We start from the raw sequence: 17,047 nt of genomic DNA, 5'->3' as shown, positions 1-17,047 counted from the left end.
ATAATAAATAGAGTTGCATAAATGGCATTTTTAAGTCAGGTTATTTACGTCGATAACGTAGAAGAAGTACTCGACTTTTACTATCAAGCATTTGGATTTAATACCAATCATATCAGTGACGATGCCGAATACGGTGAACTTGTTACAGGATCCGTTAAACTTGCTTTTGCAACCCACCCGCATGCGCAATCATATTTTAAGCAGGGGTATATTCGTGCCCACCCTAAGCAACCTGCACTTGGTTTTGAGCTAAGATTCAGCTGCCACAATTTAGTCGAAAGTTACGATAAAGCCGTGCTTGCTGGTGCTGAGCCATTGTGCCCGCCAACTAAAAAAGATTCTCAACATTATGCGTATGTTCGCGCTATTGAAGGCACATTAGTGTGTTTAGTAGAAGATTAGCCTTTTGTAAGGTCCGTTTTTGTTAGGTCAGTATGCAGCTCAAGGGTTAATTCACGTAGTAACTCGATTCGCTCTAAACTCATGTTTGAGCCCGCCATTAACTTGGTTGATAATTCTTCAGCATCAATTTTAAGCTGCATGCCCTGCTCGGTTAACGAGATTACTTTTTTACGCTCATCTTCATTTGATACCTGACGCGTCAATAAACCTTTTGATTCAAGGCGTTTAACTATCGGTGTTAAGGTGCCTGAATCGAGGTGCGTGTCATGAGAAAGCGCTTTTAAACTCACTTGGTTATTATACCAAAGCGAATGCATCACAATATATTGCGGATAGGTTAAGTCATAAGCTTCGAGGATTGGTCGAAACGCTCTGATCAACGCATTGGTTGCACTATATAAAGTGAAACACACATTGTCTGATAAGTTGTTGCTCATGTAATTACCCTAAACTGAAATAAAGCCGTATTATTGCCGCAATTTAGTTTGCGCGCAAATTATTTTCCTACAGTCTATTGCCTTTTACTGTAAAGATCATTAAATTGATCGCAAATAGTTTGCGCGCAAATATTTTGCACAATTCATTAATTGATTCTGATCTAGTTCATTCGAGGTTTATATGGCGACAAGTCAACAAATTCATTTAGTTTCACGCCCAACAGGTATACCAACACAAGCCAATTTTGCGCAGGTAGACGTAACACTTCCAGATTTGAACGACGGCGAAGTATTAATTAAAAATACCTGGATGTCAGTTGACCCTTATATGCGCCCGCGCATGATTGATCGTAAATCGTATATCGCGCCATTTAACTTAAACGAAGTAATGGAAGCCGGTGCTATCGGCGAAGTGATTGAATCGCGCAATGACGACTTTCCTGTAGGAAGCAAAGTAAGTCATATTAGCGGTTGGCGTACCATGCACATTAGCAATGGCAGCGACTTAACATTACTGCCAAACGTGCCACTACCAGACCAACTATTTTTAAGTACCATGGGTATGACCGGGTTAACCGCATGGGCAGGTCTAACAAAGGTAATTAACCTAAAAGAAACTGACACTGTGTTTGTATCAGCAGCGTCAGGCGCGGTAGGTAGCATTGTTTGCCAAATTGCCAAGCTAAAAGGTTGTAAAGTGATTGCATCGGTTGGCTCTGACGAAAAAGCACAGATGGTTAAAGCGTTAGGTGCTGATGCGGTAATTAACTATAAAACGGTCGCAAACCTAACAGAAGCCCTTGAACAAGCGGCACCACAAGGTATTGATGTTTACTTTGAAAACGTAGGTGGCGATCACCTTGAAGCCGCACTCAATGTAATGAACGATTACGGCCGTATTCCTGTATGTGGCATGATCTCAGGTTACAATAACGACACAGCACAGCCAGGGCCAAGCAACCTGTTTTATATCAACTCGAAAAAGCTCACCATGCAAGGGTTTATCGTGATTGATTATTTTGATCAGTTTCCTGAGTTTATTGAGCAAATGGGTGCGTGGATCAGCGAAGGTAAAATTAAATCTGAAGAAACGGTATACCATGGCATCGAAAATGCCGTTGATGCATTTCTTGGTCTGTTCGAAGGTAAAAATAAAGGAAAAATGCTAGTTAAGCTTTAACGCTTAATTACAAATAAAGCCTGTATCTTAGTTGTTACAGGCTTCTTATTTTCAGTCATTCAAAATCGATAAATACGCAAGTTCTGCTAGTTTTTCTAAAGATGACGCGGCTTTAGACTCAGGCTTTTCAGCATGAACAGAGTAACGCCTTTTCGGGATTTTAACTTGAATAAAACCATGATTATTGGCCATATCAATACGCAGCATTTCACGTTCTTTTGGCGTTAAATGATTTTCATGGATCTTTTCAAGCTCACCATGATCAAGCCAAATAGCAGCACAATTTGGACATTCGTCTATTTCAACCACTTTTAGTGGCGTAAAAAAACGTCGCATCATCACTATGTCAGGGCACTTCGGGCAATTAATACGCGTTGCTAAATCAACACATTCTGTTGGCAGGCTTTGTAAATGAGCCAGCAGCACTTGCGCGGGTTTTAAACTCGGATCGCTAAAGTGGAATATTTGTCGGTTATCAAAAAATACGCCTCCACTTTTTGATAAATACACCTTAACGTCGCCAATGCTTACTGCTTCTAGGGCTGTTTTAGTACGCGGGCAAAACATAATACATCCTTGTTTTACAATTAATGTAGCGCTTTTGTTATTAACGGTTTAAGTGGCTCTGGTAAGCTGATGTTACCAGCTAGCACAAAGTCATGTGCTTCGTTTGACATCTTTTGCCAGGTTTTACGAATAATACCCAACCATTTTTGCTCATCGTAATCAGGCTTACTACTTGCAAAATCAAGCATGTAATGCTCAATAAACACAAGGCTTGCGATGTCTTCAATCAATTGGCTATCAGGGTTTCGCTTTATATTCTTTTTTGCCACTGCTGCGTATACACGCTCACACTCTTCTGATGCGTAACCAGCCGTTTTCATAAGGGCTGTTACACGCTCTGCATGGAAATCATATAAAGCCGTGCGCCATTGATAATAACCTTGCTTACCCATAGGGAAATCACTGCGAGGAGAGCGCCAGCGCTCAATATGTTGACCTCGTGCGGCAATGTGCATCAACTCATCAGCTTGTGGATTGAAACGGTTTAGCATATCGGTCATACGCATTGCGTATAATGATTCTTTTGCAAACTCTTGATCATCTTGTTTCACACGATTTGGATCGACAGCATTCGCTGCATCTATGGCTTTTATCACGGCTTGGTACATAGCGTTTAATCTTACTTAAGTTTGTAATCTATTGTATTTAGGTACAAATAATTCTTTAACATGCTAAAAATTCAACTAAAATCCTAGCTCTTAGCTAGACAATCAGGTAGCCCTAAACTAGTATTTTTAAAAGCAAACTTAGTACTTAAATACATACCTCATTCAGGGATGCCTTTGCGTAATATTACATATTTTTCGTTGTTATTTACTTCTTTTTTTCTCAGTTTCTGTTTATTTTCGGCTATCGCGCTAAAAGTGTTTTACGATAGACAAGAAATGCATGAAATTGAGCAAAATGCAGCACTTAACAGTTACAGCAGTAATCTTGAAAAAGCACTTGATAGCGCACTCCTTGGCCCCTACCTTGTTCGCGCCGCAATGCGTGACTTTGCATATACACAAACTGAATTCGAAACCCTTGCCACAGAGATTTTAACTCACAGTGATGGTAGCCAAACTATTCAACTCGCACCAAAGGGGGTAATAAAATACAGCTACCCGTTAACCAGTCACGAGAGCGTGATTGGTATCGACTTATTCAAGATGCAAAGCATTCAAGCGTCATTACAAACAGCGATTGATACGCAAAAAATGCAAATCGATGGACCTAAAGAGTTGGCTCAAGGTGGTCAAGGCTTAGTCGCTCGATTACCGATTTTTAATCAGAATGAGTTTTGGGGTTTTGCAATCGCGGTGCTACGTTTTCCTGAGTTTATTGCAAATTTACGACCTGACACGACTTCACACCCTCACCTCTATGAGGTTTGGCAAAAAACAGCTAATAACTACGCGCCGCTTTTAAATAACCACAGTTTTGAGCAAAAGCAATGGTCAACCTACAATCTCGATGTTGAAAATCAGCATTGGGTTGTGGGTATTAAAGATGAGTTTGCTTATCGGGCGCATGTTGAATTTTTAGTGCTGTTACTGATTGTCCTGCTATTTTCATCGGTTAGCTGCTATTTGATTACGATTACATGCCGATTACGGGAACACGAGCAAAACCTCGAAAAGCTCGTACAAAAGCAAACCTTGGAGCTGTCTGAGCAGGCACTTGAATTAAAACAAGCTCAGTTACTCAGTGGCGTGGGTAGTTGGCATTTGTCGCCTGATAAAAGCATTCGGCAATTATCGGCTCAAGCAAAAGCACTATTTAAAGAACAAAGCAAAGTGCAATCAATTACGGATGTCTGTAAAAAAATCGATAGCTTTTATAAAAATACGTTTTTAAATTTTATACATACTAAGCCTAGTAGCCCAATCGAAATTGAATACACAATCAAACTCAATGGAGAAAAACGCTGGTTTCACGAGCACGCAGAATGGAACCCTAAAACCAATACCTTGGTAGGTACGATTGAAGACATCAGTGCAGAAAAACAGCGCCAACATGAGCTTTATCAGCAAGCCCACTTTGACTCAGTCACCGGCCTTGCCAATCGCCATTACAGTGAAAAGTATATCGCCAGTTTATGCCCTGAAGACCAATACAGTAGCGGCCTGACTTTATTGTGCGCCGAGATCAAAGGCTATCGACAATTAGAAGATATTTACGGTCAAGATTACTTAAATGAACTACAAACGACCATTGCTAACCGGCTAATTGAGTTTTCTGACTTACATCAAGCGTTTTGCGCGCATATCAAACAGGGCTGCTTTTTAATGTTACTAAAAGAAGCTATTTTTGATGAAAAGCTCGCCGCCCTATTAGACAAATTTCAGCATCAGGTCGGCGGCATAATTGAAACCGCTGGTAGCGCTCATTTTTACCACTTATACATTGGCGTCGGCTATCCGCATTTACAAAACATCGATGCTGCTGAGCAAATCAATACTGCTCTGATTGCGATGAATGAATGCCCCCGCACGCAAAAACCCTTTACCGTTTATAGCCAATCTCTGAAAGAGAAGCTCATTGCACAAAGTAACCTCGAAAGTGACTTACGCCATGCGCTTTCGACTAACGAGCAGCTAAGTATGGTGTATCAGCCAATCGTTAACACTCTAGATGGTACACTGATTGGCTGTGAAGCATTGGTTCGCTGGCAACACCCTGTTCGAGGCTTTGTGTCACCTGTGGAGTTTATAGCCATCGCTGAACAATCTGAGCTCATTAATTTATTGTCTCGTTGGATTGTTGCTAAAGTTGCTGAAGATTGCCATCGCATGGTTGATAACAACATTCATATTAAAGTGTCGATCAACCTCTCACGTAAGCAGTTCTCTGATGTGCATTTAGTGAAACGACTGAGTAAAGAAAAAGCCAAGCTATTCCCAGCTAATCAAAAAATTAATCTTGAGATCACCGAATCTGCCCTATTTCAAAATACCCAGTACGCTATAAACCTAATGCATGAACTTAAATTAGCGGGTTTTAACTTATCACTCGATGACTTTGGAACAGGTTATTCATCACTGTCGTCAATTCAGCAGTTTCCGCTAGATAACGTTAAGATTGATCGTGCTTTTATCTGTAACTGCGTGGATAACCCACGAGATGGTTTATTTTTACAAACGATGAGTGATTTAGCCCATCAACTTGATTTAACGATTACCGCAGAAGGGGTCGAAAGCTCAGAGCAGTGGCAATTGGTGAGTGATAAAGGCATTGATTATATTCAAGGTTACTTAATCTCAATGCCCTTATCTATTGATGATTTTATAGCGTTTGACCCGGTTGCGTAAGATCCACTGCCAAGCTTTGTTTTGGCTTTTCGATCATACGGGTAAGCTCTTTTTCTCCATCAAGGACAATAATGGTTGGCGTATACAGTAAGTCGTGCTGTTTTGCTAACCCTGCAGGGTCAAGTTTATCGTAGCCAACAGCCACTAATTTAAGTGAGCCTAACTGTACTTTCGCTGTATCGAGAAGTTTTAAAAATCGAGGTACTTCTCGTTTTGAGTCATGACACCAAGTGCCTAAAAACACCAAAACTTGCTTACCTTGTAGTGTTTTTATCGTGGTTAACTCTTCTTCACTCGGTGTGTATTCATTGTACTGTTCACTAAATGCAGCGTAGTCTTTAAGTAAATCATCTCGACTTATCTCTCCACTGTATGGAGCGGTGTCTGCAAATATTAGGGCAGAAAATAACAAAGCGGCGATATAAATTAGTTTTTTCATTGAGTCTCCTTTTTCACCACTATAACTAAGTGAAAAATAAAGTCACAGTTTTTTGCTTATTAGCTGTTCGATGCCTTGCGCTTTATGATACAGCCAACCTTGATGGAAATAGACTTCTTTTGCCAACAAGTAATCAGCCTGAGCTTGGGTTTCCACCCCTTCAGCAACAATATCAATCTCAAGTTTTTTAGCCAGTTCGATTAACGCATCAAGTAAAATAGCCAGCTGTGAATTAGTGCCAATGGCTGCGGTGTAACTTTGATCGATTTTTAAAATATCAAAAGGCAATGATTTTAAATATTGCAGGCCAGCATAACCCGTTCCAAAGTCATCAATAGCCACTCTGACCCCCTGCTCTCTAAATAGCGTAATGGTCTCTATCACTTCAGTATCGTCAGATTCAATCAGTTCGTTTTCGGTTATTTCGAGTACCAAATGTGGGATCTGGGTGTTCAACTCAAGAGCAAGCTGCTTAAATTTGTCATCTTTGAGGTGTTCACCGGTAATGTTGATATTCACCTTTAATGTTGGATGCCACTGGGTGAGCTTTACTAAATCTTCGGTGATATTTTCAATCACAGCATAGGTCAGTGCTAAGTTAAGGCTATTGCTTTCAATATCCGGTAAAAAGCGATTCGGCGTTAAGACTCCCTCTAGTGGATGATTTAACCTTACTAACACTTCAACCCCTGCAAACTGTTTTGTGTTTGCATTCCAAATAAGCTGATAAAAGTTAATAAAATCACCAGAGTTTAAATGGTTAATCAGCTCATTTTTACGGCTACGGTAATTTTGATGGTACGCTTTAGAAAAGAAGAACAATAAAACAAATACAAACACATACAATGAAATACTTGCCAAAGGCGGGGTATAAACACCTCTGTATAAGGTATCAACATTGACAGCGACGACCAAAGCAAGACTCGGGATATCTTTGACAGGCTCAGCTAGTAAATAGTGCTGATGTGTATCGTCAAACCGATGATCATTAAGCTCAGTCGTTTTCGTTAAAGGAAACAAATCATAGTCAAGTGGCAAGGTATAACCACCCACAATCGTGATAGGTACACCCAATTTTGCATCGACTAAAGCAACAAAATCATAGGGTCTATCAAGCTCATTTATTTTTCGGCTCAATAATGGCTGCGGCAATAAAGCATTAATCTCAAAGCCATCACTGCGGGTTTTAGCTATAACCAAAGCAGCTTCACCAATGTAATTGGTATGAATTGGCCCAAAATAACGCAGCTGTTGGCTTTTAACAGGCTTAGGGCCTATGGTCTTTATTGGCTCAGGTGGAGCCCCCCAACTGGTACAGGTTAAATAGCCATCTGGGTTTACAACACCAAATTCGGCAACATTCGAGATATGAAAATGGGCTTGGCGAAGCGCTAGCAACGTCGTGCTTGAGCAGCTCGGATCAAGCGTATCTGACTGAATAAAAAAATCTTTTAATTGCTTAGTTTGCTTATCAAGATCTGATTTAAGCCATTGGTAGTCTGCCCGTATTTGCTCTCGCGCAACCTGCTTTTTTGCCGCGACTTCCATTGGGTAATCGATAGCAAAAACAAGCATCATTCCAATACTCGCAAGCGTTATGGCTTTAATTTTGTATCTGCGTTTAGGCAAAGTGCAAACTCAATATGTTATCTGATAATAAGCATTGCACATTCTAACTTAAATGCCATAAAAAAGGTGTACCTAAAAATACAAATAACGCTCTTTTTTAGCATTGTCATAGAACTGAAAAACTCAACAATTATATTCGCTAAATTGGTAAAAACGAACTACTATATTAGATATATCTAATATAAGGTTTTACTATGCTTTCCTTAAGAAATATTGTGCTATGTACTGCATTACTTTCTCCTAGTCTGTATGCCGCAACAAACTCAGCGACTCTAGAAACCGAAGCAGCTGAGCGAGCAACTGAATTTGCCACGACGCTCAAATCAGCATTGGCAGCTGCAATCAAACAAGGCGGTTTAGTTGAAGGAATTAACGTGTGCAAAATGCAAGCCCCAGCCATTGCTGAAAGCTTATCAACCGATGGTTGGACTGTAGCGCGTAAAAGCACTAAAAACCGTAATCCAAATAATAAACCTGATGACTGGGAAGCTGAAAAAATCGCTCAGTTGCTCGATATGATCAGAAACACAGAAAGCATCGATAATGTGACTTTTTCAACCAGCAAAGATGGTCAATTTCGCTTTGCTAAAGCGATAAAAGTCGCGCCAGTGTGCCTCAATTGTCATGGTCAAACGATTGCGCCAGAAGTAAAGCAAGCGCTTAGCGAGCATTACCCAAATGATTTAGCGACAGGTTATCAGCTTGGTGATTTAAGAGGAATATTCTCTATTACCAAAGAACTCGACACGTCTGAGCCATAAAATATATGCCTTGTACTCGCATAGTTTGCTCTTAGCAATTAAAATACCCTTTTAAAATCAACCAAGGTGCCATTTATGTCTTTACCTCCTTGCCCACAATGTAACTCTGAATACGTGTATGAAGATCAAAACAACTTAGTATGCCCAGAGTGCGCTCATGAGTGGGATCCAAATGCTGTTAATAACGTTGATGTAATCGATGTAAGAGATGCTAACGGTACCTTATTGGTCGATGGCGATAAAGTGACCGTTGCTAAAGATTTAAAAATTAAAGGCAGCTCACAAGTAATTAAAATTGGCACCAAAGCCGTTATCCGCCGAGTGTTAGATAAAAAAGACCACGAATTAGACTGTAAAGTTGATGGCGTCGGTGAAATGATGGTAACTGCTAAGTTTGTTAAAAAAGCTTAATAAACATATTGAGCAGTGCCCAATATAAAAACACTGCTCAATTAGTATACTTTAAAGAAACAAAAAAACATTTCAAATAGAATAGCATTTTAATTCAAAGATATAGAACTTCACTGAAAATATATTCCATTTAAAATCAAAATAATAAGAACATACCCAAAAACAACACACTGATCCCAAAACAGATCCAGAACACTTACTTTAAGGTACAGGAATAATAAATTTATACTAATTATTTTGCATTAAATAATTATTCTCCTACACTTCTTTTCAATCATTATTTCTTGAATACGGAATATGATTTAAACCACGTTTAAAAAGCAGGTATTTTGAACACTATTTAGGAACTATAAATAGGTGTTCATGCAGTCATACAAATATGTTTTTAACAAAACTAATGTATTAATACTGCCAAACCTACTGTGAGGTAGGGACGGAAAGCCACGGGTCTTCTCTGAAAGAAGTAAGGAAATGGGAAGATAGCCGGGTTGTGGAATTTGGAATCCAGAACAATGAAACATCACATCTTTAGCACAGCATTACTTGCTGTCGCTTTCACATCAACAGCTTACGCAGTAGACGATCCGAATTTTGGTGCACAGTCATTGCGAGGCGAAATCGGCACGAAAGGAGTTTTCTTGACCATTCCTTACGATGAAGTTCGTTATGGTAATGGTGATAACAAAGCATATATAAAACCTGAAGAATACAAAATGATGTATTCGGATAGCATTGGCGGCAAAGTAACCTGCCCTGCTATTAAAGGGCCAGGTCTAAAAGGATTGAATTACCATCAATTCAAAAACGGCATTGAATGCTCATGGAAATCTCGCCCCGGTAGTAATGCCGAAATTATAACTTTTACTTTGATGCCAGGTGGAGACACAGGTAAGTCGCCAAAACACTATCGAGGAAAAAATAAAGTTGTAACATGGACAGGCATTATTAACGATGCTAATGGCCAAGGTGCTGTAACGAAAAGCTATAAAACAACCCTAAGTTTGGATATGTTCGATTACCGAAATGGTAACTCTCATAAAGCTTTTGTTTTCAAAAAGAATCATAAAGTGAAGCTTGGGGATTTTACGTCGACTAAAGGTTCAATCCGTGACTTTATTTGTGACTTCAATGGTCAAAAAATAAATGTACTCAAAGATCATGCACCTGTTGGTCAATTTGGTAAAAAAGGCGTCAAGTGCACTTACATGCTTAAACAAAATGGTAAAGAGCCTCATTACTATGGTGAAGTCGTGTTTAAATAATAATTTAGAAAAATCACAATAACTAGCTTTCCTTTTCATTCAAAGCCTAGCCTGCGCTAGGCTTTTTTATTTTACTTTTTTGTCACCACGCCTTCAGGTATATGTAAAGTACGTTGTGGGAAAGGAATTGTCAGGCCTGCATTCTCGATTGACTCTTTAACTCGTTTGTTTAAATCCCAATAGGTTTGCCAATAGTCTTCATTTTTAGCCCATGCTCTTAGCTGAATATTCACCGAGCTCTCAGCCATGGCTGTCACCATCACTTGCGCCGCTGGCTCACTCAGTAAACGGCTTTCGTTCGCGGCAATATCTTTTAGCACCGCAAAGCCATCATCGATTGAATCGGCATATGAAATACCCACAACAATATCCATTCGGCGTTTGCCATTTCGCGTGAAGTTTTTAATATTGTTACCCCACACTATACCATTAGGTGATGCGATATAAAGACCATCAATCGTTTGAAAAACACTGGTGAATAGGTTTACCTCAGAGACAGTACCTTGCATCGAGCCTATCTCAACAAAATCACCGACTTTAAACGGCCTTAATATAAGTAACATCATGCCTGCTGCAATATTACTTAAGGTGTCTTTAAGGGCTAACCCTATCGCTAAACCAGCAGCACCCATTAGAGCAATAAGGCTTGCTGTATTCACGCCAAAGATATCTAAAATAAACACCCCGCCAATAATATACACGGCATAACCTGCCACAGACGACAAAATAGGCAGCAAGGTATTATCAACTTTTTTAAGGGTAGCATTGGAGTTTTTGATAGCCTTTTTCACTGACTTAGCAAGTACTGCACTGGCAATTAAAATAGCAATTGCGAGTATCACTTTATAGCCTAGCGCTATAATTGTTTCTGAGTTATTGAGCCAAAACTCATTGATAGTTTGCTTCATAAAGGTCCTTGATTTTTTGAGTTCTAAATTGCATTTATTTATAAATTGAAAGGAAAAGCCATGCGTTATAGGCAATAAAAATCAGCAATAAACCAACGCCTTCAGCGCGATTTACCCTGCCAACACCACGGTGCCCATAGGCAAAAATTAATAAAAATATTGAAAGAGAGATCATCGCCAGCCAGTCTCGCGATAATAGATCCGGTGAAAGGTTAACAGCAGGCGCTATCATCCCTGCAATACCTGTGACAGCTAAAATATTAAACATGTTTGAGCCAATCACATTACCAATCGCAATGTCGTGTTCACCTTTTCTGGCTGCGGCAATTGAAGCTGCAAGCTCAGGGAGGGAGGTGCCAAGTGCCACGATTGTGAGACCTATAATGAGGTCGCTAATCCCCATGAGTTCAGCAATATTGACCGCCCCCCATACCAATAACCTTGAACTTGCAATGAGGACTACAAGCCCAACGATAAGCCAAGTAATAGCCGCTTTAAGTGACATAGTTTGCACGTTAAGTTCGTGCTCAACATCTTTTGCTAAGCTGTCATTTTTGCTTTTAAGGCCAGAATAAATACTCCAACCAATAAAACTGCAAAAACCAAATAACAAGATACCCGCATCGAAACGTGATAAGTCGCCATCAACAATCAGTAATGCAAATAGCGCACTTACTGCAAGCAGTAGCGGGATCTCTTTTTTGACAATCAAAGAGTGAACAGTAATCGGGGCTATTAACGCGGTTATCCCTAATATAAGCCCAATATTGACAATGTTTGACCCCACAGCATTGCCTAAAGCAAGCTCAGGACTGCCATCAGCAGCAGCCATAGCCGATACCAACATCTCAGGAGCCGACGTACCAAAGCCAACCACTATCATTCCAATGAGCAAACTTGGCATACCTGCATATTTTGCGCTTACAGCGGCGCCATCAACAAAACGATCTGCACTCCAAATCAGCAATGCAAAGCCAACGATAATGGCAAGAATAAACAAGATCATCGTGCTCTCCCGCAAAAGGGTGGCAAAGCGAAATGTGGTAAATAAAGCGATTTAAGAAAACAGAAATAACCATAACAATGGTTTTGAAATGTAACAAGCACGAGACGATTCCTTAGGGCGAAGAACAATAAGGCATACATCGTGGTCGCCCATTGAACCCGATACATGCCTTAAGTCTTGTCAATCCGGCTTGCGGACATGAACGCCACGAACATTGGTTCGGAGACTGTTGACGTTCATCTTAATCTAAGAGACTACTCCCCTAAGGTTAGGTACAGACTATATAGCTAAAAGTCATACAATTAAAGCTCTATTTGTTCCTTTTTTATTTATTTTTTAGAAGCTCAAATGCTCTACAACAATCCCCGTTACTTCACAATGTTCGCAGCTCAACTGCCAGCCAGCAGCCCATGTGGTTGCGCTAATATCTCCTTTGCAAAGTGGGCAAACTTCGCCAGCAAACGTACTGGGGGTAATATCTTTAGCTTGCTTAGAAAACGGTCTTAACAACCAGAGAATATTATCGTCGATACTGATGGTTAGATCGTGGCGTAACGTCTCGCAATAAACATCAAACACCGCTTGTTTGTACTGTTTTTCGTGCTCAGTAGATTGACTGGCATAAACACTCAATGCATTTTCGATGTCTTTTAGGCGCTCGGGCCATGCTTGTGCGTCTATATTCGCTTTGCAATCTAACAACTCTTCAAGAGTGTAACTTGCATAGTTTGGTTCAAACATCATTGCCATCCTTGCTTTGGGTTATTAATTCTTTGGGTATAGCGTACCATTTTGCTTTATTTGCAAAAGCCATTGTTCAAATAAATTGTTCGCGATATTCAGCTCTTCATCTGAGAGTGTCGGGTATTGTCTTTGCTCAAACCACGCATAACGATTATACACATCGTTATTTTGCGTGATTTCCATAATGAGTCGATTTATAGCGTAGGCTTTTGCTGCACTATGCTCACCAACTTGTTCGCTGTAATACATGCTCGCTAAACTCATCAGCGCTTGTTCACTGCCCTGCTTTGCTGCTTGCTCTAAAAATACGGTTTTACGCTCTTTAAAACTATCGCGATTTTTGATGAACTCGGCACGTGACAACTTCTCAGGAAATTGCGACTTCATGTAAAATTCGGGAGTTAGCCCAGCAAACGTTTGCTGCGCAAAGGCTGACCCCTTTTCTGCTGCCATTACCAAATAACGGTAAAAAGACCGCCGCGTTGCTAAATCTACCCCTTGGCAATACTCATATTTTTCTAAAGCACGGTTTTGCGTATCGCCAGCATCGCTAAATTCATAGCTTTCGGTTAATGTTGCTTCAAGCGCCTCAGCATCTAAAGGAGCATTAAAACAGTACTTAAGATTTTGTGCGATAAGATAGCTAGCCTCAGCATCACCTTGTTCAGCGCGTTGCTTTAGCTCTGTTAAGTGGTCAATTAACACACCATCAAAACGCCATTTCGGTGCATTTTTGATAATAAGTTCACGGCTGTCATTAACTTCACTCCCTTGCTCAGTTGATTCATCAGCTAACAAACTCGCAGCAGGCTTTGTGGCTGGTATGCTTGCTTGTGCCTCAACGTGCTGCGTAGCTTTTGTATCATTTGATAATTCTGAATTGGTTACAAAGATTGCAGCTTCTCGTGAAAAAAATATATAAATAACGAACAACAGTACCACAATTAAAAATGGCTTTATTCCTTGCCTAACAAAAGCATACCCAGACATAACAACCTACTTATCATTTTTGTTGCTAAGTAAGTTACAAGAAAACAATAATAAAAGCGAAACTCAACTGCGGTTTCGCTTCGTTTGCATTAAGCAAGCAATAACAATAAAACTAATCCCTAACAATTGTTGCCCATTTACAGGGCTATCTAGAATGGTTAACTGAAGAAGGTATGAGAATACCACTGACGTATAAATGAGCGGTGCCAGTTCAGAGCCGGTGGCAACTAGTTTATATGCTAAGCTTCTAAAGTATTGCGTAGCACTACTAAATACCGCTAATAGCACTAATAAACCTAACATTAACCACGCATTCTCAACCACCCAGCTGCCTGCTGCGAATTCAACATTTAGCCCACCAACGAACAGCGGCAGAATGAAAAATAGCGTACTGAATAGTGCCGCAATTAAAAAGCAAAAACCATTGGCAACCAGAACTGGGGTTTTCTCTTTACTAATTTGAAATAAACACAATTGCGAACAAGCATTAAAAAAGCCAGCCGCCAGACCAATTAATAGCTCCCAACGTAACGTAATCCCTTGGTCGGTCATACTTTGAATGATCAGCCCTATCATCATTAACAACAAAGTCGGTACGACAAACAAGTCGATTTCTCGCTTATACACCACACTTTCAAGCAATGGGATAAACAAAGGCCCGGTGCTAAACAACACAACTGCCTCAATTAACGTAAGTTTGTAAAGCGCTAAAATAAAAAATCCTTGGCACAAGGTGATAAAAACAGCCCGTAGCATCACATTTTTTAATGCAGAAAAACTAACATAATGCCAAAACCGTGCTCGTGCTGTTGCTAACATTAAACAACCAGGTAAGAGCAACCTTAAAAATAACAGTAAAATTATTGGCAGCATGGGGGTTAACAACTGGGTAACCAGTCCATTCAGTGCTAGAGTGAGGGTAGATAGCAGCATTAAGGCACTAGAGCGGTGACTAATATTCATTTACATTGTTTATAAAGCGAGTAGATGACGCTCACGATACGCTCTGCTGAAATTATAAAAAAGCGAATAAAACCGCATTAATATGTAAGAAAAACTAACATATGAAACACAATATCCCGCTCAAATCCTTATACAGTTTCATTGCCGTTGCAGAGACTGGCAGCATGGTTAAAGCCGCAGATTCAATTCACGTTAGTCACTCGGCTATCAGCCAAGCTATCAAGTCTCTTGAGCAACAGCTTGAGGTAAAACTGTTCGATAGGGTTGGCAGACAAGTGTATTTAAATGATGCTGGAAAACTATATTATCAACGCGTTTCGCCCGCCGTTCAGGCCATTATTTCGGCAAGCGAAGAAGTTAAAAATAAAGACAAAGATCATCATTCTATTTCACTCAACATGGTGAACTCTTTGGCATTACATTGGTGGATACCAAGGGTTGATAAGCTACAAAATTGCTATGCTGAGTTAGATATTCGCTTATCAAACTTTGTTGGTGATGTTGACCTCGAAAGACGCAACATCGACATGGCTATTTTTCAGGGCGATCCGCAAAACTGGCAAAAGTACCACTGTGAGAAATTAGCAGATGATGAACTTGTTTTAGTTTGCAGCCCGTCATTATTAAAGTCAGAAACTACAAACAACATCAATGAACTATTAAACCGCTTTCCCGCCATCCAGGTACTCAATGCCCGCAGAAACAATAACTGGCAGATTTGGGCAGAGCATAACCATATTGCCTGCCCTAAAGCACAAAAAAACCGCTCTTTTGAAACCACAGCTCAAGCATTGCAAGCTGTAACAAGAGAGCTTGGCCTACTGGTTACCCATAAGCAATTTGTTTTAGAAAAGCTCGAATATGGCGAATTAGTACAGCTAGGTAGTGCAGTTATCCATCCGCAGCAGTCATTTTTCTATGCCTGCAAAGCTGACAAATTAAAACATACCAGCATTCAACAATTGATCGCATGGCTAAAAAATGAATTTGTAGCGAGTTAGTAAAGTTTACTAATATTGCTTTTAAAGTTTGGTTTTCTTAGAGTTTTGATTGTATTTACCTAACTCCTATAAGTTAGGTTTTAAAATAAGCAGAGCATTTCTGTCAGTTTTTTACTAATTTTGGTCTTTAATAGGAATATTTTGTATGGAAGCATTACCGTATCTACAAAAGGTGACACTCAAACGAGAGCACGTTTTCTCTTTTGATACATATCCATTCTCTATTCCTGCGGTTAATCAGCTCTTTGAAATAGACTTTTCAAAGCATGTCACAATATTTGTGGGTGAAAATGGTTCTGGGAAATCGACTCTTTTAGAAGCAATTGCTATCGGCTTGGGTTTTAACGCCGAAGGTGGCTCTAAAAACTTTAACTTTCAAACTCAGCACTCGCATTCAGAGCTTCATAAGTACTTGCTACTCTCAAAATCGTTTAAGAGATACAAAGATGGATTCTTTTTACGTGCCGAAAGCTTCTATAACGTTGCATCAAATATTGATGACTTAGATTTGGGATTTTCTGGGGAGCCTAAACTGATAGATGCCTATGGTGGTACATCCCTTCATCACCAATCACATGGCGAATCTTTTTTAGCGCTTATGGTAAACCGCTTTTCCGGTAATGGGCTTTACATTTTAGATGAGCCTGAGGCCGCACTTTCTCCTTCTAGGCAGTTGGCTGTTTTGAGTCGCATGTTTCAACTAATTGAGCAAAACTCTCAGTTCATTATTGCCACACACTCACCGATTTTAATGGCATACCCAGGTGCGAGGATCTACCAAGTGGGAGCACAAGGTATTGAACAAATAAATTATGAGGATACTGAGCATTACCAAATTACAAAGGCGTTTCTAAACAACCCACAGCCAATGCTCGAAGAGCTTTTCAAGCCTGAAGGTGACTGATACCAATCAGCAATAATACTTAATCATTTTGAGGGATTAAACCTGTCGCTACCTGCGTTAAAAATTTCTGAGTTAGAACAACTAAATAACGAAATTTTTGCCTTGCTATCAACGAGGTTTCTTTGCCTCAAAATAGACTACTAAATTAAG

At 40.0% G+C, this 17,047-nt stretch carries 18 protein-coding genes and 1 riboswitch; of the genes, 8 read left to right on the top strand and 10 right to left on the bottom strand.

The window, feature by feature from the left end; genetic code table 11:
- Positions 1–21: 21 nt before the first annotated feature.
- Positions 22–402 carry a VOC family protein gene (locus CWC28_RS08235; RefSeq protein ID WP_063704185.1) on the top strand — a complete coding sequence of 127 codons (381 nt, stop codon included), beginning with the start codon at positions 22–24 and terminating at the stop codon, positions 400–402.
- Here the strand turns inward: CWC28_RS08235 and CWC28_RS08230 are convergent.
- Positions 399–839 carry a MarR family winged helix-turn-helix transcriptional regulator gene (locus CWC28_RS08230; protein ID WP_138624969.1) on the bottom strand — a complete coding sequence of 147 codons (441 nt, stop codon included), beginning with the start codon at positions 837–839 and terminating at the stop codon, positions 399–401. The genes CWC28_RS08235 and CWC28_RS08230 overlap by 4 nt on opposite strands.
- A gap of 181 nt (positions 840–1,020) precedes the next feature.
- On the opposite strand from CWC28_RS08230, the gene CWC28_RS08225 reads away from it, so the two are divergent.
- A complete protein-coding gene (locus CWC28_RS08225; RefSeq protein ID WP_105181660.1) occupies positions 1,021–2,019 on the top strand; it encodes an NADP-dependent oxidoreductase in 999 nt (332 codons plus the stop codon).
- 51 nt (positions 2,020–2,070) lie between these two features.
- Here the strand turns inward: CWC28_RS08225 and CWC28_RS08220 are convergent, their stop codons facing one another.
- Positions 2,071–2,586 (bottom strand): TFIIB-type zinc ribbon-containing protein, encoded by a 516-nt coding sequence (locus CWC28_RS08220; protein WP_138624968.1) that lies wholly within the window; start codon positions 2,584–2,586, stop codon positions 2,071–2,073.
- Positions 2,587–2,606: 20 nt separating this feature from the next.
- Complete coding sequence (locus tag CWC28_RS08215) at positions 2,607–3,194, bottom strand: DUF4202 domain-containing protein (protein WP_105173700.1); 588 nt, start codon at positions 3,192–3,194, stop codon at positions 2,607–2,609.
- A gap of 255 nt (positions 3,195–3,449) precedes the next feature.
- Between CWC28_RS08215 and CWC28_RS08210 the strand changes: the two genes are divergently transcribed.
- Positions 3,450–5,879, top strand: a complete 2,430-nt coding sequence (locus CWC28_RS08210) for a bifunctional diguanylate cyclase/phosphodiesterase (protein WP_158679740.1) — start codon at positions 3,450–3,452, stop codon at positions 5,877–5,879.
- Here CWC28_RS08210 and CWC28_RS08205 read toward each other — a convergent pair.
- Together CWC28_RS08205 and CWC28_RS08200 are read right to left on the bottom strand one after the other, a co-directional pair.
- Positions 5,854–6,318, bottom strand: a complete 465-nt coding sequence (locus CWC28_RS08205; RefSeq protein ID WP_138624967.1) for a TlpA family protein disulfide reductase — start codon at positions 6,316–6,318, stop codon at positions 5,854–5,856. The genes CWC28_RS08210 and CWC28_RS08205 overlap by 26 nt on opposite strands.
- Positions 6,319–6,360: 42 nt before the next feature.
- The gene (locus tag CWC28_RS08200) at positions 6,361–7,896 is read right to left on the bottom strand and encodes an EAL domain-containing protein (protein ID WP_082874051.1); all 1,536 of its coding nucleotides are present in this window, start codon (positions 7,894–7,896) and stop codon (positions 6,361–6,363) included.
- A 245-nt stretch (positions 7,897–8,141) separates the two neighbouring features.
- Here CWC28_RS08200 and CWC28_RS08195 point away from each other — a divergent pair, with 245 nt between their 5' ends.
- The 3 genes from CWC28_RS08195 to CWC28_RS08185 all read left to right on the top strand — a co-directional run bounded on the left by CWC28_RS08195 (position 8,142) and on the right by CWC28_RS08185 (position 10,381).
- Positions 8,142–8,708, top strand: coding sequence for a Tll0287-like domain-containing protein (locus tag CWC28_RS08195; RefSeq protein ID WP_063704160.1), 567 nt, complete (start codon positions 8,142–8,144; stop codon positions 8,706–8,708).
- A 75-nt stretch (positions 8,709–8,783) separates the two neighbouring features.
- Entirely contained in the window at positions 8,784–9,119 is a 336-nt protein-coding gene (locus CWC28_RS08190) for a zinc ribbon domain-containing protein YjdM (protein ID WP_063704157.1), read from the top strand.
- Between the two features lie 400 nt (positions 9,120–9,519).
- Positions 9,520–9,615, top strand: a riboswitch (cyclic di-GMP riboswitch).
- A gap of 16 nt (positions 9,616–9,631) precedes the next feature.
- Positions 9,632–10,381: a hypothetical protein gene (locus CWC28_RS08185; protein WP_063704154.1), complete on the top strand. Its 750-nt coding sequence runs from the start codon at positions 9,632–9,634 to the stop codon at positions 10,379–10,381.
- Between the two features lie 71 nt (positions 10,382–10,452).
- Here CWC28_RS08185 and CWC28_RS08180 read toward each other — a convergent pair whose 3' ends face one another.
- The 5 genes from CWC28_RS08180 to CWC28_RS08160 all read right to left on the bottom strand — a co-directional run bounded on the left by CWC28_RS08180 (position 10,453) and on the right by CWC28_RS08160 (position 14,962).
- Positions 10,453–11,289, bottom strand: coding sequence for a mechanosensitive ion channel family protein (locus CWC28_RS08180; RefSeq protein ID WP_138624966.1), 837 nt, complete (start codon positions 11,287–11,289; stop codon positions 10,453–10,455).
- A gap of 34 nt (positions 11,290–11,323) precedes the next feature.
- Positions 11,324–12,295: a calcium/sodium antiporter gene (locus CWC28_RS08175; RefSeq protein ID WP_063704150.1), complete on the bottom strand. Its 972-nt coding sequence runs from the start codon at positions 12,293–12,295 to the stop codon at positions 11,324–11,326.
- Between the two features lie 336 nt (positions 12,296–12,631).
- Complete coding sequence (locus CWC28_RS08170; protein WP_138624965.1) at positions 12,632–13,039, bottom strand: hypothetical protein; 408 nt, start codon at positions 13,037–13,039, stop codon at positions 12,632–12,634.
- 21 nt (positions 13,040–13,060) lie between these two features.
- On the bottom strand, positions 13,061–14,029 hold the full coding sequence (locus CWC28_RS08165; protein ID WP_063704146.1) for a hypothetical protein: 969 nt from the start codon (positions 14,027–14,029) through the stop codon (positions 13,061–13,063).
- Positions 14,030–14,092: 63 nt separating this feature from the next.
- The gene (locus CWC28_RS08160) at positions 14,093–14,962 is read right to left on the bottom strand and encodes an EamA family transporter (protein ID WP_462176229.1); all 870 of its coding nucleotides are present in this window, start codon (positions 14,960–14,962) and stop codon (positions 14,093–14,095) included.
- Positions 14,963–15,093: 131 nt separating this feature from the next.
- On the opposite strand from CWC28_RS08160, the gene CWC28_RS08155 reads away from it, so the two are divergent.
- The gene (locus tag CWC28_RS08155; protein ID WP_063704142.1) at positions 15,094–15,993 is read left to right on the top strand and encodes a LysR family transcriptional regulator; all 900 of its coding nucleotides are present in this window, start codon (positions 15,094–15,096) and stop codon (positions 15,991–15,993) included.
- A gap of 145 nt (positions 15,994–16,138) precedes the next feature.
- Positions 16,139–16,897 (top strand): AAA family ATPase, encoded by a 759-nt coding sequence (locus CWC28_RS08150; protein WP_138624964.1) that lies wholly within the window; start codon positions 16,139–16,141, stop codon positions 16,895–16,897.
- Positions 16,898–17,047 lie beyond the last annotated feature (150 nt).

Origin of the sequence: Pseudoalteromonas sp. S4492 (genome assembly GCF_005886115.1) — a bacterium.
GTDB classification, from domain to species: Bacteria; Pseudomonadota; Gammaproteobacteria; order Enterobacterales; family Alteromonadaceae; genus Pseudoalteromonas; species Pseudoalteromonas gelatinilytica.
Note: the sequence above shows the minus strand (reverse complement) of the source record. Positions and strands in the feature narration are given on the sequence as shown.